This window comes from Burkholderia sp. Bp9015, from assembly GCF_003853505.1.
Taxonomy (GTDB): domain Bacteria; phylum Pseudomonadota; class Gammaproteobacteria; order Burkholderiales; family Burkholderiaceae; genus Burkholderia.
This window is the reverse complement of record NZ_QTPZ01000041.1, coordinates 23,029-46,071: the sequence shown is the minus strand read 5'-3', so window position 1 is coordinate 46,071 and position 23,043 is coordinate 23,029. Positions and strand designations below refer to the sequence as shown.

19 protein-coding genes are annotated in these 23,043 nt (G+C 68.1%); 12 read left to right on the top strand and 7 right to left on the bottom strand.

What is annotated here, in order from left to right:
• Window positions 1-409 precede the first annotated feature (409 nt).
• Window positions 410-1,687: a haloacid dehalogenase-like hydrolase gene (locus tag DIE12_RS31800; RefSeq protein WP_044846880.1), complete on the top strand. Its 1,278-nt coding sequence runs from the start codon at window positions 410-412 to the stop codon at window positions 1,685-1,687.
• Window positions 1,688-1,871: 184 nt separating this feature from the next.
• Here DIE12_RS31800 and DIE12_RS31795 read toward each other — a convergent pair whose 3' ends face one another.
• From DIE12_RS31795 to DIE12_RS31785, 3 genes are all read right to left on the bottom strand, one after another.
• Window positions 1,872-2,645, bottom strand: a complete 774-nt coding sequence (locus tag DIE12_RS31795; protein WP_124523279.1) for a slipin family protein — start codon at window positions 2,643-2,645, stop codon at window positions 1,872-1,874.
• The gene (locus DIE12_RS31790) at window positions 2,642-4,216 is read right to left on the bottom strand and encodes a nodulation protein NfeD (protein ID WP_124523277.1); all 1,575 of its coding nucleotides are present in this window, start codon (window positions 4,214-4,216) and stop codon (window positions 2,642-2,644) included. Before DIE12_RS31790 ends, DIE12_RS31795 begins: the two co-directional genes overlap by 4 nt.
• Before the next feature lie 121 nt (window positions 4,217-4,337).
• Entirely contained in the window at window positions 4,338-5,372 is a 1,035-nt protein-coding gene (locus DIE12_RS31785; RefSeq protein WP_124523275.1) for an AraC family transcriptional regulator, read from the bottom strand.
• A 137-nt stretch (window positions 5,373-5,509) separates the two neighbouring features.
• Between DIE12_RS31785 and DIE12_RS31780 the strand changes: the two genes are divergently transcribed.
• From DIE12_RS31780 to DIE12_RS31755, 6 genes are all read left to right on the top strand, one after another.
• The gene (locus DIE12_RS31780) at window positions 5,510-6,643 is read left to right on the top strand and encodes an acyl-CoA dehydrogenase family protein (RefSeq protein ID WP_044846910.1); all 1,134 of its coding nucleotides are present in this window, start codon (window positions 5,510-5,512) and stop codon (window positions 6,641-6,643) included.
• 191 nt (window positions 6,644-6,834) lie between these two features.
• Window positions 6,835-8,541, top strand: a complete 1,707-nt coding sequence (locus tag DIE12_RS31775; protein WP_124551443.1) for an AMP-binding protein — start codon at window positions 6,835-6,837, stop codon at window positions 8,539-8,541.
• A 114-nt stretch (window positions 8,542-8,655) separates the two neighbouring features.
• Window positions 8,656-10,185, top strand: a complete 1,530-nt coding sequence (locus DIE12_RS31770) for a CoA-acylating methylmalonate-semialdehyde dehydrogenase (protein WP_124523271.1) — start codon at window positions 8,656-8,658, stop codon at window positions 10,183-10,185.
• An 18-nt stretch (window positions 10,186-10,203) separates the two neighbouring features.
• Window positions 10,204-11,106 carry a 3-hydroxyisobutyrate dehydrogenase gene (gene mmsB, locus DIE12_RS31765; protein ID WP_044846886.1) on the top strand — a complete coding sequence of 301 codons (903 nt, stop codon included), beginning with the start codon at window positions 10,204-10,206 and terminating at the stop codon, window positions 11,104-11,106.
• The gene (locus DIE12_RS31760; RefSeq protein WP_124523269.1) at window positions 11,103-11,894 is read left to right on the top strand and encodes an enoyl-CoA hydratase; all 792 of its coding nucleotides are present in this window, start codon (window positions 11,103-11,105) and stop codon (window positions 11,892-11,894) included. The genes mmsB and DIE12_RS31760 overlap by 4 nt, the downstream gene beginning before the upstream one ends.
• Window positions 11,891-13,030, top strand: coding sequence for an enoyl-CoA hydratase/isomerase family protein (locus tag DIE12_RS31755; protein ID WP_124523267.1), 1,140 nt, complete (start codon window positions 11,891-11,893; stop codon window positions 13,028-13,030). Before DIE12_RS31760 ends, DIE12_RS31755 begins: the two co-directional genes overlap by 4 nt.
• A 42-nt stretch (window positions 13,031-13,072) precedes the next feature.
• On the opposite strand, the gene DIE12_RS31750 is transcribed toward DIE12_RS31755, so the two are convergent.
• Window positions 13,073-14,008: a LysR family transcriptional regulator gene (locus DIE12_RS31750; RefSeq protein ID WP_124523266.1), complete on the bottom strand. Its 936-nt coding sequence runs from the start codon at window positions 14,006-14,008 to the stop codon at window positions 13,073-13,075.
• A gap of 188 nt (window positions 14,009-14,196) precedes the next feature.
• Here DIE12_RS31750 and DIE12_RS31745 point away from each other — a divergent pair, with 188 nt between their 5' ends.
• On the top strand, window positions 14,197-15,735 hold the full coding sequence (locus tag DIE12_RS31745; RefSeq protein WP_124523265.1) for an MFS transporter: 1,539 nt from the start codon (window positions 14,197-14,199) through the stop codon (window positions 15,733-15,735).
• A 176-nt stretch (window positions 15,736-15,911) separates the two neighbouring features.
• Here DIE12_RS31745 and DIE12_RS31740 read toward each other — a convergent pair whose 3' ends face one another.
• Both DIE12_RS31740 and DIE12_RS31735 read right to left on the bottom strand, forming a co-directional pair.
• Entirely contained in the window at window positions 15,912-16,493 is a 582-nt protein-coding gene (locus DIE12_RS31740; protein WP_124485288.1) for an HD domain-containing protein, read from the bottom strand.
• A 109-nt stretch (window positions 16,494-16,602) separates the two neighbouring features.
• Window positions 16,603-17,160 (bottom strand): helix-turn-helix transcriptional regulator, encoded by a 558-nt coding sequence (locus DIE12_RS31735; protein WP_124523263.1) that lies wholly within the window; start codon window positions 17,158-17,160, stop codon window positions 16,603-16,605.
• 545 nt (window positions 17,161-17,705) lie between these two features.
• Here DIE12_RS31735 and DIE12_RS31730 point away from each other — a divergent pair.
• Together DIE12_RS31730 and DIE12_RS31725 are read left to right on the top strand one after the other, a co-directional pair.
• Window positions 17,706-19,109, top strand: coding sequence for an HdeD family acid-resistance protein (locus tag DIE12_RS31730; protein WP_124523983.1), 1,404 nt, complete (start codon window positions 17,706-17,708; stop codon window positions 19,107-19,109).
• Window positions 19,110-19,525: 416 nt separating this feature from the next.
• A complete protein-coding gene (locus DIE12_RS31725) occupies window positions 19,526-20,257 on the top strand; it encodes a ribonuclease T2 (RefSeq protein ID WP_124523259.1) in 732 nt (243 codons plus the stop codon).
• Window positions 20,258-20,336: 79 nt separating this feature from the next.
• Here DIE12_RS31725 and DIE12_RS31720 read toward each other — a convergent pair whose 3' ends face one another.
• A complete protein-coding gene (locus DIE12_RS31720) occupies window positions 20,337-20,972 on the bottom strand; it encodes an isochorismatase family cysteine hydrolase (RefSeq protein ID WP_124523257.1) in 636 nt (211 codons plus the stop codon).
• A gap of 260 nt (window positions 20,973-21,232) precedes the next feature.
• On the opposite strand from DIE12_RS31720, the gene DIE12_RS31715 reads away from it, so the two are divergent.
• Both DIE12_RS31715 and DIE12_RS31710 read left to right on the top strand, forming a co-directional pair.
• Window positions 21,233-21,859: a bifunctional 2-polyprenyl-6-hydroxyphenol methylase/3-demethylubiquinol 3-O-methyltransferase UbiG gene (locus tag DIE12_RS31715; RefSeq protein ID WP_185500402.1), complete on the top strand. Its 627-nt coding sequence runs from the start codon at window positions 21,233-21,235 to the stop codon at window positions 21,857-21,859.
• Window positions 21,860-22,077: 218 nt separating this feature from the next.
• Entirely contained in the window at window positions 22,078-23,031 is a 954-nt protein-coding gene (locus tag DIE12_RS31710) for a LysR family transcriptional regulator (protein WP_124523254.1), read from the top strand.
• The last annotated feature ends 12 nt before the right edge of the window (window positions 23,032-23,043 follow it).

Here is a 23,043-nt window from a genome sequence, read left to right as displayed (position 1 = left end):
GGTGATCCGGCGGCGGGTTATTCAGTCAGCATTTAATGTGTCATTGATCGATGTAAAGATCATAGCGGGTTCGACGTGGCGCGGAGGTGAGGATTTCTCCTAATGAAGGCCGAAATGGAGGGGAAGCTCTAGGTTTGCGGCGGTCGGGGCGGATGGCCGTCGCTGCGCACGCATCCCGAGCGGGGCAGCCGGCCGGGGAGCGCCACGCGAGGCCGCGGCGCGGGCCTGGCATGTCGCGCTGGATCAACTCCCTGTCGTGTCGCGGCGCGACGCTGTCAAATTGCCGAAATAATTTCGTCACATCATTCGCCCCCGATTCGAAGCCTTCGCGGCTTCGCGGGGCCGGTGTGCCGCGCGTCGCGCGGGGGCAGCGACCGAAGCCGATTCGACCTTCCTGTGGAGACAGACCATGCAACGCCGCAAGTTCATGAACACCCTGGCCGCGGCGACCGCTGCGACGCCGCTGATGCTCAAGGCCGGCATGGCCGGCGCGAAGAGCGCGACCGCGCCGGACGCGCTGGACCCGGGCCGCTGGTCGCCGTTCAACGCCGCGCGCCTGCAGGCGGTGCTCGACCAGCACGGCGTCGCGAGCGCGCGCTACGACGGGAAGCGCCGCCCGTATGCGGTGTTCGACTGGGACAACACGTGCATCATGAACGACTGCGAAGAAGCGTTGCTGATGTACCAGATCAACCATCTGCAGTACAAGCTGACGCCGGACGAGTTCGTCGGCGTGATGTGGAAGGACGTGCCGAAGGGCGCGTTCATGAAGGACTATACGACCGTCGACGGCAAGCCGGTGACGATGGAGGATCTCGCCGCCGACGTCGAGTCCGACTACCGCTGGCTCTACGCGAACTACAAGGGTTTCGGCGGCGACAAGAGCCTCGACGAGATTCGCGAGACCGACCAGTTCAAGGATTTTCGCGCGAAGCTGTACTTCATGTACGACGCGATCTGCGATACGCATCCGCTCGAAGTCGGCTACAAGTGGATCATCTATTTCTACAAGAACATGACGACCGCCGAGCTGCAGGCGATGGCGGAAGCGTCGAACAACTACGGGATCGGCGACGCGCTGCGCAAGGTCCGCTACGAAAGCCCGAAAGCGCTGCCGGGCAAGGCCGGCGTGGTGGCCGACACGCATTTCCACGGCATCCGCATTCACGAGGAAATCCGCGCGGTGATGCATACGCTGCGTGCGAACGGCATCGACGTGTACGTGAGCACCGCGTCGCTCGACGATGTCGTGCGCGTATTCGCCGGCAATCCGAACTATGGTTACGGCGTGCCGCCCGAGAACGTGATCGGCCTGCGTCTCGACATGCAGGACGGCAAGTACACGAGCACCTATCCGGCCGGCTGGCATTTCAACTGGGGGCCCGGCAAGACGGTGGGCATCCGCAACGTCCTCGCGTCGAAGAAGGGTTACGGCCCGCTGCTGGTGTTCGGCGACAGCGACGGCGACGCATGGATGCTGCGCGACTTCAAGGACACCGCGGCTGGCGTGATCGTGAACCGGATGAAGAAGGGCGAGATCGGCGCGGACAGCAAGCTCGCGGCGGAGCAGATCGGCAAGCCGGACGCGCGCTTCCTGCTGCAGGGGCGCGACGAGCACACGGGGCTGATGATCCCGGACGAGAAGTCGATCAAGTACGGCAAGACCGACCGCAAGCTGCTGGCCTGACGCGGGCCGGGCGCGGGTCGGGCAACGGGCAACCGGCAACCGGCAACCGGCAACCGGCAACCGGCTACCGGCAACCGGCAACCGGCTACCGGCTACCGGCCGCCGCGGCCCCGCGCCCGAGCGTTGGCGTCGGCATCGGCATCGGCATCGGCCGCGGCGTCGTGCATGCCGGCGCCCGCGCGTCTCACGACTCGCGCGGCGGCCTCAATCGCTCCAGCAACGCCCCCAGCAGATCCACCGGCAGCGGAAACACGATCGTCGAATTCTTGTCCGCCGCGATCGTCGTCAGTGTCTGCAGGTAGCGCAGCTGCATCGCCTGCGGCTGAAGTGCGAGCCGCTGCGCGGCCTGCAGCAGCTTTTCCGACGCCTGCAGTTCGCCTTCCGCATGGATCACCTTCGCGCGCCGCTCGCGTTCGGCCTCGGCCTGCCGCGCGATCGCGCGGATCATCGTCTCGTTCAGGTCGACGTGCTTGATCTCGACCGTCGACACCTTGATGCCCCACGCATCGGTCTGCGCGTCGAGCGTCTTCTGGATGTCGGCATTCAACTGCTCGCGTTCGGCGAGCAACGCGTCGAGCTCGTGCTTGCCGAGCACCGCGCGCAGCGTCGTCTGCGCGAGCTGGCTCGTCGCCTCGAAGAAGCGCGCGACCTGGATCACGGCCTTCTCCGGATCGACGACGCGGAAATACACGACCGCATTGACCTTCACCGACACGTTGTCGCGCGTGATCACGTCCTGCGCGGGCACGTCGAACACGACGGTGCGCAGGTCGATCCGCACGACCTGCTGGACGATCGGGATGATCAGCACGAGCCCCGGCCCCTTCACCTTCCAGAACCGGCCGAGCATGAAGACGACGCCGCGCTCGTACTCGCGGAAGATGCGGATCGACGATGCGACGAGCACCACGATGAAGACGATCAGGACGCTGCTGAAGCCAAACGTGTAGCCCATCATGACGGTGCTCCCTGGTGTTGTTGTTCGTGTACCGGCACGTCGTAGAGCGGCGCGACGGTGAGCGTCAGCCCGTGGCGGCCGGTCACGCGCACGCGGCAACCGGCGGCCAGCGGCGTGCTGCTCGCGACGCGCCAGCGCTCGCCGTGCACGCGCGCCCAGCCCGCCGCCGACGGTGCGGCGCCGGCCGCGCCCTGCGGCTGGTCGGCGTGCAGGCCGTCGTCGAGCACTTCGCCGATGCTGCCGACCATCGCCTCGGCGCCCGTCACCACCGGCCGCCGCCGCGCGCGCAGCGCGACGCTCGATACGACGGCGACGAGCAGCCCGCCACCGGCCGCGAGGCCCACGATCACCGGCCACGGAATGCCGTAGCCGGGCACGTCGGTATCGATCAGCATCAGCGCGCCGATCGTGAAGGCGACGATCCCGCCGAAACCGAGCACGCCGAAGGTCGGCAGGAACGCCTCGGCGACGAGGCAGCCGAGCCCGAGCAGCACGAGCCCGAGGCCCGCATAGCTGACCGGCAGCAACTGCATCGCGAACAGCCCGATCAGCAGGCAGATGGTGCCGGCGACGCCCGGCAGCACGAAGCCGGGATTCGCGAACTCGAAGAACAGCCCGTAGATGCCGATCGTCAGCAGGATCAGCGCGACGTTCGGATCGGTGATGATCGACAGGAAGCGGCTGCGCCAGTCGGGCGCCAGCACGACGAGCGGCGCATGCGCGGTCGCGAGGTGCAGCGTGCCGGCGGTCGTCGTCACGGTGCGGCCGTCGAGCTGGCGCGCGAGGTCGGCCGGGTCCTGCGCGACCAGGTCGACGACATGCTGCGCGCGCGCCTCCGTTGCCGACAGGCTCAACGCCTCGCGCACCGCGCGCTCGGCCCACGCGGCATTGCGTCCGCGCAACTGCGCGAGGCCGCGGATGTACGCGGCGGCATCCTGGGTCGCCTTGCGGATCTCGGTCGACTGCGTGTCGTTCGGCAACTCGGCCGGTGTCGCGGATGCGCCGGACGCGCCCGATGCGCCGGCCGGCGACGGCTTCGTCGCACCTGGCGCCCCAGGCGCTCCCGGCGCTCCCGGCGCGCCGCCGCCGATGCCGAACTGCACCGGCGATGCCGCGCCGAGATTGGTGCCGGGCGCCATCGCGGCAATGTGGCTCGCGTAGACGATATAGGTACCGGCGCTCGCGGCCCGTGCGCCACCCGGCGCGACGAACGCGGCGACCGGCACCGGCGAGCCGAGGATCGCCTTGATGATCAGCCGCATCGACGTGTCGAGCCCGCCGGGCGTATCGAGTTGCAGGATCGCGAGCGGCGCGTGCTCGCGCGCCGCGCGGTCGAGCGAGCGGACGATGAAGTCGGCGCTGGCCGGCCCGATCGCGCCGTTGACCGGAATCACGACGACAGGCGGCGCGGCGACGGGCTGGGTAGCGGGGGGCGGCGCGGCAACCGCCGCGCACACGACGAGCAGCGCCGCGAACAGCGCGGCGCGCGCGACCCGCGCGGACAGCGGGTGACGGGGGCGGGCGCCGGGCGATGCAGGTGCCGGCGGCGGCCCATGACGGTGAATGTGCATCGGGGCGTCCGGGCGGCGCGCGGCCGCACGCCGTCCGGCTCGCGGAAAGGGCGTTGGCCCGATATTTGAAGATTAGGCGGTTTCGGCGGAAAGCGCGAAGGCGGTGCCGCCGGCCGCGCACTCAGCCAGTGCCGCCGCCCCGCGCGAGCGCTTCTTCCCGGTACTCGGCCGGGCTGCGCCCGCTCCATTTGCGAAACGCGCGGTAGAACGCGCTCGGTTCCGCGAAACCGGCGGCGGCCGCGACGTCGGCGATGGTTCGCGCCGGATCGGCCAGCGCCTCGAACGCGAGGTCGCGCCGCAGCGTGTCCTTGATCGACTGGTACGCGTGGCCTTCCTGGTGCAGCTTGCGGCGCAGCGTCGCTTCGGCCACATGCAGCCGCGCGGCCATCCCGCCGGCGCCGGGCCACGCGGCGGGCGGCATCCCGCGCAGCACCGTGCGCACGCGCTGCGCGAGCGCGTTCGGGTTGCGGTACTTGACGATGAAGCTGGCCGGCGCGTTGCGCAGGAAGGTCTTCAGCGTCTTCGCGTTCTGCACGACCGGCAGCGTCGCGAATTCGGGATCGAAATCGACATACGAATCGGGCTGGTTGAAGCGCATGTCGTCGCACAGCATCGACGGGTATTCGTGGTCGGCCGGCGGCGTGTCGCAGCGGAAGCTCGCGTGCAGCACCGGGATGCGTCGCCCGATCAGCCAGCAGGTGAGCCCGTACACGATGATGAAATAGGTCGCGTACGTAAACATCGCGGGCGCCGCGGCGCTGTTGCGGTGCACGAAGCGCAGCCGCACGCGCTGCGGGTTCGCGTCGAGCTCCGCGTGCAGGTCGTCGAGCACGCAGTGCATGAAATTCACCGCGCGCGCCATCGCGTGCAGCCCGTCCTGCGCGGATAGCGCGGCCTGGCTCATCGCAATGAAGCTGCCGCTGCGCATCGGGTGGCGATCCTGCCCGAAAAACTCGTCGTCGAGCGCGCGCGCAATCGCGTTCCACAGCGCGCCGTATTGCTGCGCCGACACCCGCGCGCGCGGCTGCGCGAGCAGCGCGGGCGCGATGCCGGCCTGCGCGAGCAGCGGCTCGGCCGCGACGCCGCGCCGGGTGGCGAGCGCGACGCTGTAGGCGACGAGGCTGATCGCGACGGTTCCCTTCTCTTCCTGCTTCATCGAAGCCGCCGGTATGGCAAAAACGCTCAGTGTAAATGAGCGGCGCGAGCATCGAACAGTCGCGCGCGCTTGCCTACACTTGTTGCATCGAAACGAAAGGTCGGTCGCGGTACGCGGCCGCGGGAGACAGCAGCGCCATGGACGAGCTTTACACCGAAGACCAGCGGATGATCCGCGACGCCGCGCGCGCTTTTGCCACCGAGGTGCTGGCACCGAACGCCGCGCAGTGGGACCACGACGCGCACTTGCCCGACGCCGTCGTCGCGCAGCTCGGCGAACTCGGCCTGCTCGGGATGATCGTGCCGCAGGAGCTGGGCGGCGCGTATACGGATTACGTCGCCTATGCGCTGGCGATGGAAGAGATCGCGGCGGGCGACGCCGCCTGCGCGACGATGATGAGCGTGCACAACTCGGTCGGCTGCGGGCCGATCCTCGGCTTCGGCACGCCCGCGCAGAAGGATCGCTGGCTGGCCGAGATGGCGGCGGGCCGCATCATCGGCGCGTTCTGCCTGACCGAGCCGCAGGCCGGCTCGGAGGCGCACAACCTGCGCACGCGGGCGGAGCTGCGCGACGGCAAGTGGGTGCTGAACGGCGCGAAGCAGTTCGTGACCAACGGCCAGCGCGCCGGCGTAGCGATCGTTTTTGCCATGACCGATCCGGAAGCCGGCAAGCGCGGCATTTCCGCGTTCCTGGTGCCGACCGACACGCCGGGCTTCATCGTCGGCAAGCCGGAGAAGAAGATGGGCATCCGCGCATCCGATACGTGCCCGATCACGTTCGAGAACTGCGCGATTCCGGAAGAGAACCTGCTCGGCAATCGCGGCGAAGGGCTGAAGATCGCGCTGTCGAACCTGGAAGGCGGGCGCATCGGCATCGCCGCGCAGGCGCTCGGCATCGCGCGCGCCGCATTCGACAAGGCGCGCCGCTATGCGGGCGAGCGCGTGCAGTTCGGCAAGCCGCTCGCCGAGCACCAGGCGATCCAGCAGAAGCTCGCCGACATGGCCACCCAGATCAACGCGGCGCGCCTGCTCGTGCATCACGCGGCGAAGCTGCGCACGGCCGGTCTGCCGTGCCTGTCGGAAGCATCGCAGGCGAAGCTGTTCGCGTCCGAGATGGCCGAGCGCGTGTGCTCGGACGCGATCCAGATCCACGGCGGCTACGGCTACCTCGTCGATTACGAAGTCGAGCGTCACTATCGCGACGCGCGCATCACGCAGATTTACGAAGGCACCAGCGAAGTGCAGCGGATGGTGATCGCGCGACAGCTTTGAGTCGCGACGCGCGCTCCATCGACAACCACGCAAACAACCAGACATACAGGCAGGCAAACAGGCAGGGCACGAGGGCAGCGCGGCAAACGCGGCACGCAACGACGTGACCGTGCGCCGCGCGATACGGAACCGGGCATGCGCTGCAGCGCGTGCCCGGTTGACCGCTGGGCATGGAGACTGGAGACGACACGATGACGGTACAGGCATTCCTGGACGCACGCGACTTTCTGCTGCGCCATCGCACCGACTACGAAACCGCTTACCGCGATTTCGAATGGCCGGTGCTCGATGCGTTCAACTGGGCGCTCGACTACTTCGACCCGATGGCGCGCGGCAACGACAAGCCCGCGCTGTGGATCGTCGACGCGGCAACCGGCACGGGTGACCCGTATTCGTTCGCGCAGATGTCCGAGCGCTCGTCGCGGATCGCGAACTGGCTGCGCGGCATCGGCGTCGTGCGCGGCGACCGGATCCTGCTGATGCTGCCGAACCGTGTCGAGCTGTGGGACGCGATGCTCGCCGCGATGAAGCTCGGCGCGATCGTGCTGCCCGCGACCACGCAGCTGTCGGCCGACGACGTGCGCGATCGCGTGCAGATCGGCGGCGCGAAATACGCGATCGTCGACGAGAACGAAACCGCGAAGTTCGAACAGGCCGATCTCAGCCTTAAGCAGAAGATCGTCGCCGGCGCGCCGCGCGCGGGCTGGCTCGCGATGAACGACGGCTATGCGGCGAGCGCCGCGTTCGAGCCGGACGCCGTCACGCACGCGAGCGATCCGATGCTGCTGTACTTCACGTCGGGCACGACGTCGAAGCCGAAGCTCGTCGAGCATACGCATCGCACCTATCCGGTCGGGCACCTGTCGACGATGTACTGGGTCGGCCTGCAGCCGGGCGACATCCACTGGAACATCAGCTCGCCGGGCTGGGCGAAGCATGCATGGAGCTGCTTCTTCGCGCCGTGGAATGCGCAGGCGTGCGTGTTCGCGTTCAACTACGCGCGCTTCGAGCCGAAGGTCGTGCTCGATGCGCTCGTCAAATACCAGGTGACCACGCTGTGCGCGCCGCCGACCGTGTGGCGCATGCTCGTGCAGCAGCCGCTCGCGTCGTTCGACGTGAAGCTGCGCGAGATCGTCGGCGCGGGCGAGCCGCTCAATCCCGAGATCATCGAGCGCGTGAAGAAGGCGTGGGGCATCACGATTCGCGACGGCTACGGCCAGACCGAGACGACCTGCCTGATCGGCAACGCGCCGGGCCAGCCGGTCGTCGCGGGCTCGATGGGGCGGCCGCTGCCCGGCTACCGGATCGCGCTGCTCGACCCGGACGGCGCGCCGGTGACCGAAGGCGAGGTCGCGCTGCCGATCGGCGCCGGCGTGACGCGCCCGGTCGGCCTGATGACCGGCTATGCGAACAATCCCGACGCGACTGCCCACGCGATGCGCGACGGCCATTACCGCACGTCGGACATCGCGATGCGCGGCGACGACGGCTACTACGTGTACATCGGCCGCGCGGACGACGTGTTCAAGTCGTCCGACTACCGGCTGAGCCCGTTCGAACTGGAAAGCGTGCTGATCGAGCATCCGGCGATCGCGGAAGCGGCCGTCGTGCCGAGCCCGGACCCGCTGCGGCTGTCGGTGCCGAAGACTTTCATCACGCTGCGCCAGGGCTACGAGGAGAGCCCCGCGCTCGCGCTGGAGATCTTCCGCTTCTCGCGCGAGAAGCTCGCGCCGTACAAGCGCATTCGCCGCCTGCAGTTCGCGGAGCTGCCGAAGACCATCTCGGGGAAGATCCGCCGCGTCGAGCTGCGCCGCCGCGAGATCGAGCGCGGCGACGATGCGACCACGCGGATGCCCGGCGAATACTGGGAAGAAGATTTCGCCGCCGAACTGAAATGACCGGCCGCGGGCCGCGCGCGCCGCGTTTTGCCGTGCGTCGCCCGTCACCGGACTGAACCGAACCGGCCGCGCGTGGCATCACGCCATGCGGCCCACTGCAAGGAGAGTGCACTGATGAACGCGAATCCGACGCCCCGCACGGGGCAAGACGTGCCGACGGTCAAGCTGCTGATCGACGGCGCCTTCGTCGAGTCCACCACGAGCGAGTGGCGCGACATCGTCAACCCGGCGACGCAGCAGGTCCTCGCGCGCGTGCCGTTCGCGACCGTCGCCGAAGTCGACGCGGCCGTGCAGGCCGCGCACGCCGCGTTTGCGACGTGGAAGAACACGCCGATCGCCGCGCGCATGCGCATCATGCTGAAGTTCCAGGATCTGGTGCGCGCGAACCTGCAGCGCATCGCGAAGACGCTGACGGCCGAGCAGGGCAAGACGCTGCCCGATGCCGAAGGCGACATCTTCCGCGGCCTCGAAGTGGTCGAGCATGCGTGCTCGATCGGCACGCTGCAGCTCGGCGAATTCGCGGAGAACGTCGCGGGCGGCGTCGACACCTACACGCTGCGCCAGCCGCTCGGCGTGTGCGCGGGCATCACGCCGTTCAACTTCCCCGCGATGATTCCGCTGTGGATGTTCCCGATGGCGATCGTATGCGGCAACACGTTCGTGCTGAAGCCGTCCGAGCAAGACCCGATGTCGACGATGCAGCTCGTCGAACTCGCGATCGAGGCCGGCGTGCCGAAGGGCGTGCTGAACGTCGTGCACGGCGGCAAGGAAGTCGTCGACGCGATCTGCACGCATCCGCTCGTGAAGGCGATCTCGTTCGTCGGCTCGACGGCGGTCGGCACGCACGTGTACAACCTCGGCAGCCAGCACGGCAAGCGTGTGCAGTCGATGATGGGCGCGAAGAACCACGCGGTGGTGCTGCCCGATGCGAATCGCGAGCAGACCCTCAACGCGCTGGTCGGCGCGGGCTTCGGCGCGGCCGGGCAGCGCTGCATGGCGACGTCGGTCGCGGTGCTGGTCGGCGAGGCGCGCGACTGGCTGCCCGATCTCGTCGCGAAGGCGAAGCTGCTGAAGGTGAACGCGGGCGCGGAAGCCGGCACCGACGTCGGTCCGGTCGTGTCGCGCGGAGCGAAGGCGCGCATCCTGTCGCTGATCGAAGCGGGCGTGAAGGAAGGCGCGAAGCTCGAGCTCGACGGCCGCGACGTGAAGGTGGCCGGTTACGAGGAGGGCAATTTCGTCGGCCCGACGATCTTCTCCGGCGTAAAGACCGACATGTCGATCTACACGCACGAGATCTTCGGTCCGGTGCTGGTCGTGCTCGAAGCCAACACGCTCGACGAAGCGATCGCGCTCGTCAACGCGAACCCGATGGGCAACGGCGTGGGCATCTTCACGCAGAGCGGCGCGGCGGCACGCAAGTTCCAGAGCGAGATCGACGTCGGCCAGGTCGGCATCAACATCCCGATCCCGGTGCCGGTGCCGTTCTTCAGCTTCACCGGTTCGCGCGGTTCGAAGCTCGGCGATCTCGGCCCGTACGGCAAGCAGGTCGTGCAGTTCTACACGCAGACCAAGACGGTCACCGCGCGCTGGTTCGACGACGACACGACGGCCGGCCCGGTGAACACGACGATCCGGCTGCATTGAGCCGCGGAGGACACGAACATGAAGATCGGTTTTATCGGACTGGGCCACATGGGTGCGCCGATGGCGCTGAACCTGTTGAAGGCCGGCCATGAAGTGCATGCGTTCGACCTGAGCGCCGACGCATTGCGCGCGCTGCAGGACGCCGGCGCGCAGGTCGCCGCATCGCCGCGCGACGCGGCATCGGGCGCGGCCTTCGTGATCACGATGCTGCCGGCCGCGCCGCACGTGCGCTCGGTGCTCGCCGGCGAGAACGGCGTGCTGGCCGGCCTCGGCGCCGGCGCGACCGTGATCGATTCGAGCACGATCGACCCGGCGAGCGCGCAGGCGTTCGGCGCGCTCGTGCGCGAGCACGGCGGCGCGTTCGTCGACGCACCGGTGTCGGGCGGCACCGGCGGCGCGGCGGCCGGCACCTTGACCTTCATGGTCGGCGGCAGCGATGCGGATTTCGAGCGCGTGAAGCCGGTGCTCGCCGGGATGGGCAAGAACATCGTCCACTGCGGGCCGACGGGGATGGGGCAGGTCGCGAAGGTCTGCAACAACCTCGTGCTCGGCATCTCGATGGCGGCCGTGTCGGAAGCGATGTCGCTCGGCGTCGCGCTCGGCATCGACCCGAAGGTGCTGGCCGGCATCGTCAACACGTCGACGGGCCGCTGCTGGAGCTCGGACACCTACAACCCGTATCCGGGCGTGATCGACACCGCGCCGTCGTCGCGCGGCTACAGCGGCGGCTTCGGCACCGACCTGATGCTGAAGGATCTCGGCCTCGCGAACGACGCCGCGAAGCAGGCGCGCCAGCCCGTCTATCTCGGTGCGCTCGCGCAGCAGCTGTACCAGACGATGAGCAGCCGCGGCGATGGGCAGCTCGATTTCTCGGCGGTGATCCGCCTGTACCAACCGGCCACCAAGAAGGACGCCTCATGATCGAACTGGACTACGTCGACGACGGCGCGATCGCGTGCGCGACGCTCAAGCGTCCGCCCGCGAACGCCTTCACCGCCGACGGGCTGCAGCAGCTGCAGGCCACCGTCGCCGAATTGAATGCGAACCCGCGCGTGCGCGCGCTGGTGATCACCGGAGACGGCCCGAAGTTCTTCAGCGCGGGCGCGGACCTGAATACGTTCGCCGACGGCGACCGCGCGGTCGCGCGCGCGATGGCCGCGCGTTTCGGCGCGGCATTCGAGGCGCTGCACGACGCGCGCGTCGTGACGATCGCGGCGATCAACGGCTATGCGATGGGCGGCGGCCTCGAATGCGCGCTCGCGTGCGACCTGCGGATCGCCGAGACGCACGCGCAGATGGCGCTGCCCGAGCCGTCGGTCGGCCTGCTGCCGTGCGGGCTCGGCACACAGACGCTGCCCTGGCTCGTCGGTGAAGGCTGGGCGAAGAAGATCATCCTGGCCGGCACGCGCGTCGACGCGGCGACGGCCCTCAGGATCGGCCTCGTCGAGGACGTGGTCGAAAGCGGCGCGGCCCGCGATGCGGCGCTGGCGCTCGCGCGCAACGTCGCACGGCAGAGCCCGCATGCGGTCGCCTACAGCAAGGAGCTGATCGGCCTCGCGCGCCGCGGCGTGCCGCGTAGCGCGGCGCTCGCGGTCGAGCGCGAGCGCTTCGTCGACCTGTTCGACACGAACGATCCGCGCGAAGGCGTGGCCGCGTTTCTCGGCAAGCGCGCGCCGCAATGGCACACCGACGGGGAGTCGCAACGATGAGCACGCCGGTGACGACTCATGACAGCTTCGCGCAACCCGCGCCGGAGGTGCTGTTTCGCGTGGTGAACCGCGTGGCGCTCATTACGCTGAACCGGCCGGCCGCACTCAATGCGTTGTCCTATTCGATGATCGGCGAGCTGGCCGCGCTTCTCGAGCGTTGCCGCACCGACGACCAGATCGTCGCGGTCGTGCTGCGCGGCGCGGGCGAGAAGGGCTTCTGCGCGGGCGGCGACGTGCGCGCGCTGCACCGGATGGTCGCGCAGCGCGAGACCTGGCTGCCGTTCTTCGTCGACGAATACCGGCTCGACTACGCGATCCACACGTTCCCGAAGCCGGTGGTCGCGCTGATGGACGGCGTGACGATGGGCGGCGGAATGGGGCTCGCGCAAGGCGCGGCGCTGCGCGTCGCGACCGAGCGCAGCAAGATCGCGATGCCCGAGACGCGCATCGGCCTCGTGCCCGACGTCGGCGCGACGCATTTCCTGTCGCGCATGCCGGTCGAGCTCGAGCTGTACGTGGGGCTGACGGGCGCGATGCTGTCGGGTGCCGACGCGCTGAGCGCGAAGCTCGCGGATCTGTGCGTGCCGTCGGCGTGGCTCGATACGTTCGAGACGCGCATCGACAGCATCAAATGGGACGGCGACGTGCTGCCGGCGCTGCGCAAGGTGTTCGAGCCGCCGTGCAACGTCGTGCCGCATGCGGCGCTCGATACGCAGACGGCGTGGATCGTCCGGCACTTCGACAAGCGCTCGACCGTCGAGCGGATCGTCGCGACGCTCACGCAGGAGCTCGCGCGCGACGAGCTGTCGCGCGAGCATCGTCAATGGCTGCAGGCGACGCTCGATGCACTCGCCGGCCATTCGCCGACGATGCTGTGCGTGACGCGCGAAGCGCTGCTGCGCGGCCGCCAGATGACGCTCGCCGAATCGTTCCGGATGGAGCTCGGCATCGTCGCGCGCGCGATCGAGGAGGGCGACTTCTGCGAAGGCGTGCGCGCGCATCTCGTCGACAAGGATCGCAAGCCGCGCTGGGCGCCGGCGTCGCTCGTCGAGCTGCGCGCCGAGCGCGTGCGGCATTTCCTGACGTCGCCGTGGAAGCTGTTCGCCCATCCGCTCGCCGATCTCGGCGCGGCGTGAGCGCCGCGTGACGGCCCGGCGCGCCCGTGCGGCGCGTCGGTTTCAACCGGTTTTCTTGATGCTCGCGGGCTGCGGCCGCTCGATCATCGGCGGCACCGCCTGCACGAGCGCGTCGATCACGCAGCGCGTCTTGCGCGGCAGGTAGCGCGTTTTCGGCCAGATCGCGTGAATGTCGCCTTCGCATACGAAGCAGCGATCGAGCACGACGACCATCTCGCCGCGCTTCACGTAATGATCGAGCAGCCAGCTCGGCAGCCACGCGATCCCGAACCCCGATGCGCCGGCCGCCGCGATCGCCTGCACGTCGTCGAAGCTGAGCTGGTGCGGCATGTCGATGCGCACCGTCGAGCCGTCCGGCGCGCGCAGGTCCCACGGCTGCGCGACGCCCGAGCGTGAGTATGCGATCGTCCGGTGGTTCCTCAGATCGTCGAGCGATTGCGGCATCCCGTAGCGCGCGAGATACGACGGCGCGGCGCCGAGGCTTCCGTATTGCGTGCCGAGCCGCCGCACCGCGAGGCTCGTGCTGTCCGCGAGCGAACCGATCCGCACCGCGAGGTCGATGCCTTCCTCGACCAGGTCGACGAAGCGGTCGGTGATCGACACGTCGATCCGCAGGTGCGGATAGGTGCGCGCGAGATCGAGCACGATCGGCGTCACGCAGTGATGCCCGAACGCGAGCGGCACGCTCAGCCGCAGCTTGCCGCGCGCTTCGTTGCGGCCGCAATCGAGATCGGCTTCGGCCGCTTCCAGCTCCGCCAGCGCGCGCACGCAGCGGTCGTAGTACGCCTGGCCGTCGTCGGTCAGGCTCTGGCTGCGCGTCGTGCGCTGCAGCAGCCGCGCGCCGAGCCGCTTCTCGAGCCGCGCGATCGCCTTGCCGACCGCCGAGCGCGTCATGTCGAGCCGTTCCGCGGCGAGCGCGAAGCTGCCGGATTCCACGACCTGGACGAAGGTCGTTACGCCGTCGAGTTTGTCGGTCATGGCGGGGCGTGCTGGGGTTGCCCTGATTGCGTCCTGTGATTCCCGAGTCCGGGGAAGTGGACGCGTCAATGGGGAGGGAAATTCTCACTATAGTACCGATTCCCGCTCAGCGTGCGTTGCCGGCCGCACGCGGCGCATCCTTCTCACCTGGAGGCGCACGGCCTGTCGAGGGCCGTCGCGCAATACGCATGACCCTATCCGACTCCCGCAGGAATGCGGTCGCGCTGGCGGCCGTCTGTCTCACGTCGCTGATGTTCGGCCTCGAGATCTCGAGCGTGCCGGTGATCCTGCCGACGCTCGAACGCGTGCTGCACGGCGACTTCAACGGCATGCAGTGGATCATGAACGCGTACACGATCGCGTGCACGACGGTGCTGATGGCGGCCGGCACGCTCGCCGACCGGTTCGGCCGCAAGCGCGTGTACGTGATCGGCACCGTGCTGTTCGGCGCGACCTCGCTGCTGTGCGGGCTCGCGCCGAACGTGCCGGTGCTGGTCGCGGGCCGGCTGCTGCAGGGCGCGAGCGGCGGCGCGATGCTGATCTGCCAGATCGCGGTGCTGTCGCATCAGTTCCGCGAAGGGCGCGAGCGTGGCCGCGCGTTCGGGATCTGGGGCATCGTGTTCGGGATCGGCCTCGGCTTCGGGCCGATCGTCGGCGGCGCGATCGTCGTAGCGGCGAGCTGGCCGTGGGTGTTTCTCGTGCATGCGCCGCTCGCGGCCGTCGCGCTCGTGCTGATCTGCGGCGCGGTGCAGGAGTCGCGCGATCCGCATGCGGGCACGCTCGACGTCGCGGGCATCGTCACGCTGTCGCTCGCGGTGCTCGGTCTCGCGTTCTATATCACGCAGAGCGCGGAGCTGGGGCTCACGAGTGCGGCCGGCCTCGGCGTGCTCGGCGCGACCGTGCTCGCGCTGGCCGGCTTCTTCGTCGCGGAGCGCACGAGCGCGCGGCCGATGTTCGACTTCTCCGTGTTCCGGATTCGCGCGTTCACAGGCGCGATCTTCGGCTCGATGGGGATGAACTTCAGCTTCTGGCCGTTCATGATCTACCTGCCGATCTGGTTCCAGGTCGCGCTCGGCTACGACAGCGTGATGGCCGGCCTCGCGCTGCTCGCGTACACGCTGCCGACGCTGGTCGCGCCGCCGTTCGGCGAGCGGCTCGCGCTGCGCTACGGGCCAGGCGTCGTGATTCCGGGCGGCCTGTTTACGATCGCGGCCGGCTTCGCGCTGATGCGGATCGGCAGCGGCGTCGAGCACGCGAGCTGGCTCACGATGCTGCCCGGCTGCGTGATCGCCGGCATCGGGCTCGGGCTCACCAACACGCCGGTCACGAACACGACGACGGGCGCGGTGCCGAGTTCGCGGGCCGGGATGGCGTCGGGCATCGACATGAGCGCGCGGATGATCTCGCTCGCGCTGAACATCGCGACGATGGGCTTCGTGCTGGTCGCGGGGATCGTCGCGAGCCTGAAGGCCGGCGTCGCGGGAGCGGTCGATGTGGAGGCGCTGCGCGCGCTGGCGCAGCAGATCGCGTCGGGCCGCACCGACGGGCTGCAGGCGATCGCGCCGGCGCTCGCCAAGGCCGACCCGAACGGTGCGGCGCTGCACGCGGCGCTCGTGCACGGCTTCGGCTGGGTGATGGTGTACGGCGCGGCCGGCGTGGCCGTGCTCGCGACGGCAAGCGCGGTGGCGTTCGCGCCGGCGCGGCGGGGGGTGACGGTGTGTGAATGACGCGTGCGCCGCGCGTCGGGTGACGCGTCGTTGCCGTGACGCGGCAACGAGCGTCATCATCGGCCGGTCGTGTTCCTCGCCGCGCGCGGGCATCGCGCCGATTCCCGTCCGTTCAGGTGCGTGCGCATCTTGTGCGATTGCCGCACGCGGTGTGGTGCGCGGCTGGTTCCGCGCGCTTACGCGCCGTCGCCGCGTGTGTCGATCCTGCGTTGCGTGTCCGCGTCGACGATCGCACGGATCGCGTTGAACAGCGGTGCCGCGTCGGTGTAGCGCCGGCCGTAGCCGAGATTGAACGCGTAGTCGAAGTCCGGCGGATTGCTGCCCTGGTTGTGCTGCAGGATCGTCTCGAGCTTGTCGAGTGCCTTCGCGGCGCGCGCTTCCGGTGATGCCGCCGCCTCGTATTCGTCCCACAGTGCGACGATCTCGTCGCGCAGCGCGCGATCGAGCCCGGCCGTCAGCGTGAGCAGGTCGTCGCGTTCGTGCGTGCTCTTGTCCGGATGCGCGGCCTGCTCGATCGCGGGGATGTCGCCGTGCAGCGCTTCGCCGAGATCGTGGACGACGCACAGTTTCAGCAGCTTCGTCGTGTCGACGTCGGGCAGCGCGTCGGCGAACACGAGCGCCATCAGGCACAGCCGCCAGCTGTGCTCGGCCGTGCTTTCGGCGCGCCCGCTCGACGTGTGGCCGCTGCGCAGCACGTCTTTCAGGCGTTCGGCTTCGCGCAGGAAATCGAGCCGCGCGTGGATCGTGTCGAGGTTCATGGCTGGTGGGAATGCTCGAATCGTGCCGTCAAGCGTACGCCGTGCGGCCGCGCTGCGTCGACGCATGAAATATGCGCGCCGCGCTCGTACCCCGCGACCGCCGCGCGTGCTATAGCGTTTCGACGAGGCGCGCGGCGGAGCCGTCCGACAGCGTCATCCGCGTCCATCGGCAGGTGCTGCCGCGGATCGGCACGACGCGCGACGCATTGGCGCCGGTTGCGAATTCGACGCTCGGCGGCCCCGCGTGATCGTGCCAGCCGAGCGGTTCGAGCGCGGCTTCCATGCGGACGATCTCCGGCGACGCATAGCGCCACAGCGACGTGCCGAGCAGCGTCGGCAGCGGCCGCGAGAACTCGGCCGCGCGCGACGGCGAGCACGCGAGCAGACGGTGCGTGAGGTCACACACGAGATGCATGCGCGCCGTGCTGCTCGCGATCAGCCGCGCGAGCGCGTGGTCGCCCGCCGAATCGAGACGCGCGGCAAGCAGCCGCTCGGCCGTCGCGCGCTCGTCCGGCGACATCTGCTGGATGCCGGCTTCCCAGCGCGAGATCGTCGATTGGGCGACGCCGAACAACTCGGCAGCATGGCTCTGCTTCACGCGATGCAGCGTGCGCCAACGCTTGAGTTGCGGGCCGAGCGGCGGGGTGTGAAGCGGTGAGGCGGGCATGTTCGTATTCCGTTCGGGATGCGGGCCGCGCAGGCGCCGCGTTGCGCAATGGATGAATGGGGCCGTCATTTCCGGGATGCCTGGATTACGACGAACCCGATCGGAACGCGCGTCGTCCGCCAAGGGCGGGTGTGCCGTCGGCGGTGATCGGTGTGCGCTGTATCGTGAGATCCAGACCTGCGATCGCCATCGTGACATGCCGAGCTTAGATCGTGTACGGCTGATCGAGCAACGGTGCGGCCATCCCGGACGGTACGTCGAAACCTTCGGCGGAATAGCAGCCGCAACCCCGCCAATCGCGCCGTCTCTATCGACACGCCCGGCGTCCGGCTCCGCCGGCAATGTTTTCGCCAGGCTTTCAACCGGCTCCGCCATATCTTATTATTCGGCGAAAGCGGAGCGCGCCGGCCGTGATTGGACATGTCGACGCATGACGCGCCGGTCAGCATTGCCACCGTCCGACTTCCGCATCGCACGATGCATGATCGGCACGACCGGAGGCGCGTGATCTGCGCGTATCCCGAAAAAATCAATACGAGGGCGCCATGGTACGACTGGTGTTGCTGCTGCTGGGCATCGAATATCTGCGAACGCGCTGGCGTGGACTGACCGTGCTGGGCTGGCTGTGGGTCGTCGCGGGCGTCGGCATCTTCGTCGACGCACTCGACGGCGCGCTGCATTTTCCGATCGAACTGTTCGCGTGGCTGTTCCTGATCGAGGGGCTCGCGACGCTCGCGGTGGCCGGCAGCGGCGTCGGCGGGCAGCGCATCCTGCGCTACGTGAAGGGCATCGCGGTCGTGGTGGCCGCCGCGCTCGTGTTCGCGGGCCATCATCACGGACACTTCCTGCTGTCGATGATCTTCGGCACGCTGTTTCTCGTCGACGGGCTGCTGCAGTGCACGTCCGCGTGGATGGTGCGTTACCGGCGCTGGCACGTCGCATTCGCGTGGGGCGTCGTCGAGATCCTGCTCGCGATCTTCTTCTACCAGCCGTATCCGACTCACTATGTGGGCACCGTGCCGTACTGCCTCGGCTTGCTGCTGATGTTCGGCGGCATGCACATGCTGAGCCTCGCCGCGCGCGTGCGGCGGCTGACGCGCAACCCCGCGTTCGTCACGTCGCCGGCGCCGGCGATCGTGCCTGACATCGACACGGCTGCCGACCTCCCGCGCTTCACGCAATCCGAATGGGACGGCCCGCCGGCCGACCACGAGCACGCGCTGACCGTGCACGTGTGGACGCCGACCGGCACGTCGAAGGCCGAAGCGCAGCGCTATCCGGTGATCGACCGCTACATCGCGGCGGTGGACGTCAACGGCGTGATCTCCACCGGCCATGCGGCGCTGGAGTCGCCCGAGGGTATCTACATCAGCCTGTATCCGGCCGTCGAGATCGATCGTTCTCCCGATGAATTCACACGGATCCTGCGCGCGACGCGCGAGAACGACGTGCCCGGGCTGTTCCAGCCCGACTATGCGACCGAGTCGAAGGCGTGGTGTCCGTCGACCGTGCGCGTGCGGATCCGCAACTACGATCCGGCGAAGCTGGCCGCGTTCTGGTCGTCGTATCGGCAGACGGTCACGTACAACCTCACGCACCGCAACTGTTCGAGCACCGTGTCGAACGCGCTCGAAGCGGCGCTCGACGGCGCGGTGTGGCGGCTCAAGGGCACGCGGGCCGGGTGGGGCGCATTCGTGCGGCTGCTGCTCACGCCCGAGCTGTGGGTCGCCGCGCAGATCCGCAAGCGCGCGGTGACGATGGCCTGGACGCCCGGGCTCACGCTCGACTATGCGCGCGCGCTCAGCATGCTCGCCGATCCGCGTCCGTTCGCGTGGTGGAAGGTCGCGCGCTCGGCCGTGCAGGCGATCATCGCGTCGCGCCGCGCGTGGCGCGAGCAGGACAGCGCGGCGATGTCGTCCGGCGGATCGGAGGCCGCGTCGGTGAAATGATCGCGTGGCGCCGGACGAGGGCCGGCGCGTGAGCATCGGCGTGTGACAGATTCTCGCGCTCGAAGGCGCGGATTCGGCCGCGCGTGCGCGCATGCAGCTTGGCAGCAGCGAGCCGTGAGCAGGGGCATGCTGTCCGCGAGTTCGATGCTTTGCCCATTCCGATCGCGACGCGATAGGGCCTGCCCGGCCGGCAGGCCGTCATCGTGGGGATGCTCCGTTGCAGGGCGAGCCGGCGTCTCCGGCGGAGAAGGGCGCGTATTGGTACCGGTGCCGGCGCTGACAAGGGTGGCGTTCGACTACGAATTCCTTCGTCCACCTTCATATTGATGCCACGTTGCGCGAGCAACAATCGCGGGCAGACATTCGACAACCTTGTGGCGCATCCCGCGACCGCAAGCCTTTTCCGAGGAAACGCCATGCTCAAGACGCTCGCCCGCGCCGCGGCCGCAATCGCCGTCGCATCCGCCTCGCTGCACGCCGTCGCGCAGACCAGCTACGACTACCTGCTGCTCGCTGCTTCGTGGGAACCCGGCTTCTGCGCGTCGCACGACACGCCGGAGTGTACGAACCTCGCCGGCACGTACGCGGCGACGAGCCTGTCGCTGCATGGTCTCTGGCCGAACCGGTACGACGGCAACCAGCCGTTCTACTGCGGCGTGCCGCAGAGCGACGTCGATCTCGACAACGCGCACCAGTGGTGCAGCATGGATGCGTATCCGGTCAGCACCGCGACCCGCAGCACGCTGTCGACCTACATGCCGGGCGTGGCGTCGTGCCTCGACAAGCACGAATGGTTCAAGCACGGCACCTGCTCGAACTCGGCGTCGCCGGATGCGTACTGGAACCAGGCGGCCGGCATGATCAGCCGGCTCGGCAACACGTCGTTCAACGCGTTCCTGCAGGCCAACGCGGGCAAGACGGTGACGCGCAACCAGCTGCTGTCCGCGTTCGAAGGCGCGTTCGGCAGCAATACGCGCAGCGCGGTGTCGCTGAAGTGCACGAAGACCAATGGCGTCAGCTATTTCACGGAAGCGTGGATCGCGGTCAAGACGAACGCGACCGCGCAGTTTCCGAGCGCGGCGTCGCTCGTGACGGACGGGAATACGCAGGGGACGTGCCCGACGTCGGGCGTGTATATCGCGAAGTAACGCGCGAAGTTGCGCACGGCGTAATGCGCGAGGCGCCGGCCGGAAGCGTTCCGGCCGGCGTGGCGTGGATATCGTGCGCCTAAGCGAGCAGCCGCAGCGCGTCCGCGAGCGACAGCACCGTCGTGCGCGTCTCGAACGCCGTCGCGAACAGATGCTCGTGCACGACTTCATCCGGGTCGTAGCAGCAGTCCTTCACCGTATACAGCCGGAAATCCGCGTCGCTGGCGTGTGCGACCGACGACAGCACGACGCCGGTCGACGCAATCCCGACCAGGATCAGCGTATCGATACCCCGCGCGATGAGCCGCGCCTGCAGGTCGGTGCGGAAGAACACGCTCGCGCGATGCGCGATAGTCAGCGGCTCGCTGTCTAGCCGGCCGAGCTCCGGGCACGGGCCGTCGTCGACGAACAGGCCGAGTTGCTTGATCCCTTGCCCGTTCTTGTTGCGGGGGCTGACTTCCGGATAGCCGGGGCTGAAGCGGAGATTCGCGAAGCAGACGTGGACACCGCTCGCCCGGGCTGCATCGCACAGCTTGCGCGTATTGGCGAGCAGGGTGGGGGCGACTGACGGAAAGAGGCCGAGGATGTCGGTCTGGTAGTGCATCACGATCAGCGCGGTTTGTGCCGGAACGATCGAGGGTATCGGCGCGTGCGTGCTGCCTTCCGCACCTGCATGGCGAGTCGTCGCGAGATCTGAAGCGTGTTCCGGTTGCATGACTGATGCTCTCCCATGAGCCACTTCGGTGTTTTCAGAAAATCGACCGCTCCGTATACGTCGTCAACCATTCCGGCGCGAGCGTGTTGGAACTCCGGCAATATAAACCGACATTTCATCTTGGTGCAGACCGGCCGAGCTGGCGAGTGCGGTACCGCCCTGGACGACCGGGTTCGTTCAGCTCTGGACATCGGGTCGGCGATACTGAAATGCCGGCAATCTGGCAAACTTCGCGAAACACCGACATTTGGAGAACGGTGGTGTCCATCAATGTACGCGGCACGGAAGGCTACGCGGAGCATGCACATTCGCTCATCGAGCAATGGCAGGACATCTCGTTCGAGGAACATCATCGGCCCATGCTGCATCTCGTTCCCGCGCGCCCGTCTTGCATTCTCGATGTTGGAGCCGGTATCGGAACCGATGCGGCTGCATTCGCGGCGATGGGGCATTCGGTCGTAGCCGTCGAACCGGTGGATGCGTTGCGCGTTGCGGGAATCAGGCGGCATTCGTCTCCTCGGATCGAATGGCTGGACGATAGCCTGCCGGATCTTGCGATTTTGCGTACGAGGCGAAAGGAATTTGACTTCGTGATGCTGTCGGCCGTCTGGATGCACCTTGATGAAGACGAACGTCGTCGGGCGATGCCGAACGTCAGCGCTCTCCTGTGCGACGGCGCGGTGCTGGTCGTGTCCTTGCGTTACGGACCGGTTCCGGAAGGACGACGGATGTTCGACGTCTCAGCGGAAGAAACCATGCAGCTCGCAAATGCTCATGGCTTGCGCAATGTGCTGAATGTCCAGACCGAATCCGTACAGCGTGGAAATCGGCGTGCGGGTGTGATGTGGAGCCGATTGGCATTCGTCAAAAGCGGCACGCGGGGTTAGCTTCGGTCGAAGCTCGAGCCAGGGTGGCTTCGGTAAGCGCGTATGGAGCGATCAGCGCCTGTTCTCGAAGAGAGCGGTGGCAGTAAGGGGTTGGTCTCTGCCGGATATGTGCGACTGCTGCAGAGACGCACGTGCTGTAAAGATCCAACCTCGACACTGAGGATTACCCGACGACGTTCTGTCAAAATATCCGCCCAATCCTCCTGATCGAGCGCGGAATGGAACTCAGACAACTACGCTATTTTCTCAGTGTCGTCGAACACGGAAGCATGGGCAAGGCAGCGCTGGAACTCGGCGTGGTGACCTCGGCACTGAGTCAGCAGATCAGCCGTCTCGAAGGCGAACTGTCCACGCGCTTGCTGCAACGCACCTCGGCGGGCGTCGTTCCGACCGATGCAGGTCTGGCGTTCTGGCGTCAGGCGCAACTCGCGCTGCGGCATATCGACGATGCCGCGCTTGCCGCACGCTCGGCCCGTCTGTCGGGCCATGTCAGCGTCGGCATGGCGCCGAGCACGGCGAGCGTGCTGGGTGTCGCATTCATGCAGGCCATGCGCTCGCGCTATCCCGATGTACGGTTGCACATGGTCGAAAGTCTCTCCGGCTATCTTGCGTCCATGTTGAGCGCGCGTCAGATCGATCTCGCCGTGCTGTTCCATGAGGAGTCCGCGCAACGATGGAGCGTGCTGCCGCTGCTGGACGAGCGGCTGTTCCTGATCGGCGCGGGCGATCTCGATGGCATGCCGACGAGCGCGTCCGTCCGGCTGAAAAATCTTGGCAGGCTTCCGCTGATTCTCCCCAGCGGCACGCACGGGCTGCGTTCGCTGCTGTTATCGGCGTTCAGGCGCGCCGAGTACGAGCCGAACATCGTCGCCGAAGTCGACGGCCTTGCGCTCCTGATGGACTTCGTCCGCACCGGCATCGGCGCGACGATACAACCGGGCGCGGCGCTCGCAAGGCCCGAGAACGTGATACTGACGAGCGTGCCCGTCGCTGAAAAATACGCCACGCGGCCCAACATGCTCGCCAGCATCTCCGATGACGAACTGTCTCCCGCCGGTCTCGCTGCGCGCGTGGTGCTCGCCGATGTCGCCCGTCGACTGGTGCAGGAAGGCCGCTGGCCCGGTGCGCGGCTGCGGGAACCTCAGCCTTCACAAAAAGTGAAGACCCGTTGACGGCTGGCTGGT

Excerpts from the sequence above, each read along its gene's own strand:
- DIE12_RS31790 (WP_124523277.1), bottom strand. The coding sequence starts at position 4,216 with ATGCACATTCACCGTCATGGGCCGCCGCCGGCACCTGCATCGCCCGGC.
- DIE12_RS31730 (WP_124523983.1), top strand. The coding sequence starts at position 17,706 with ATGGTACGACTGGTGTTGCTGCTGCTGGGCATCGAATATCTGCGAACG.
- DIE12_RS31725 (WP_124523259.1), top strand. The coding sequence starts at position 19,526 with ATGCTCAAGACGCTCGCCCGCGCCGCGGCCGCAATCGCCGTCGCATCC.
- mmsB (WP_044846886.1), top strand. The coding sequence starts at position 10,204 with ATGAAGATCGGTTTTATCGGACTGGGCCACATGGGTGCGCCGATGGCG.
- DIE12_RS31780 (WP_044846910.1), top strand. The coding sequence starts at position 5,510 with ATGGACGAGCTTTACACCGAAGACCAGCGGATGATCCGCGACGCCGCG.
- DIE12_RS31735 (WP_124523263.1), bottom strand. The coding sequence starts at position 17,160 with ATGCCCGCCTCACCGCTTCACACCCCGCCGCTCGGCCCGCAACTCAAG.
- DIE12_RS31795 (WP_124523279.1), bottom strand. The coding sequence starts at position 2,645 with ATGATGGGCTACACGTTTGGCTTCAGCAGCGTCCTGATCGTCTTCATC.
- DIE12_RS31720 (WP_124523257.1), bottom strand. The coding sequence starts at position 20,972 with ATGCAACCGGAACACGCTTCAGATCTCGCGACGACTCGCCATGCAGGT.
- DIE12_RS31745 (WP_124523265.1), top strand. The coding sequence starts at position 14,197 with ATGACCCTATCCGACTCCCGCAGGAATGCGGTCGCGCTGGCGGCCGTC.
- DIE12_RS31755 (WP_124523267.1), top strand. The coding sequence starts at position 11,891 with ATGAGCACGCCGGTGACGACTCATGACAGCTTCGCGCAACCCGCGCCG.
- DIE12_RS31710 (WP_124523254.1), top strand. The coding sequence starts at position 22,078 with ATGGAACTCAGACAACTACGCTATTTTCTCAGTGTCGTCGAACACGGA.
- DIE12_RS31760 (WP_124523269.1), top strand. The coding sequence starts at position 11,103 with ATGATCGAACTGGACTACGTCGACGACGGCGCGATCGCGTGCGCGACG.
- DIE12_RS31750 (WP_124523266.1), bottom strand. The coding sequence starts at position 14,008 with ATGACCGACAAACTCGACGGCGTAACGACCTTCGTCCAGGTCGTGGAA.
- DIE12_RS31770 (WP_124523271.1), top strand. The coding sequence starts at position 8,656 with ATGAACGCGAATCCGACGCCCCGCACGGGGCAAGACGTGCCGACGGTC.
- DIE12_RS31740 (WP_124485288.1), bottom strand. The coding sequence starts at position 16,493 with ATGAACCTCGACACGATCCACGCGCGGCTCGATTTCCTGCGCGAAGCC.
- DIE12_RS31800 (WP_044846880.1), top strand. The coding sequence starts at position 410 with ATGCAACGCCGCAAGTTCATGAACACCCTGGCCGCGGCGACCGCTGCG.
- DIE12_RS31785 (WP_124523275.1), bottom strand. The coding sequence starts at position 5,372 with ATGAAGCAGGAAGAGAAGGGAACCGTCGCGATCAGCCTCGTCGCCTAC.
- DIE12_RS31775 (WP_124551443.1), top strand. The coding sequence starts at position 6,835 with ATGACGGTACAGGCATTCCTGGACGCACGCGACTTTCTGCTGCGCCAT.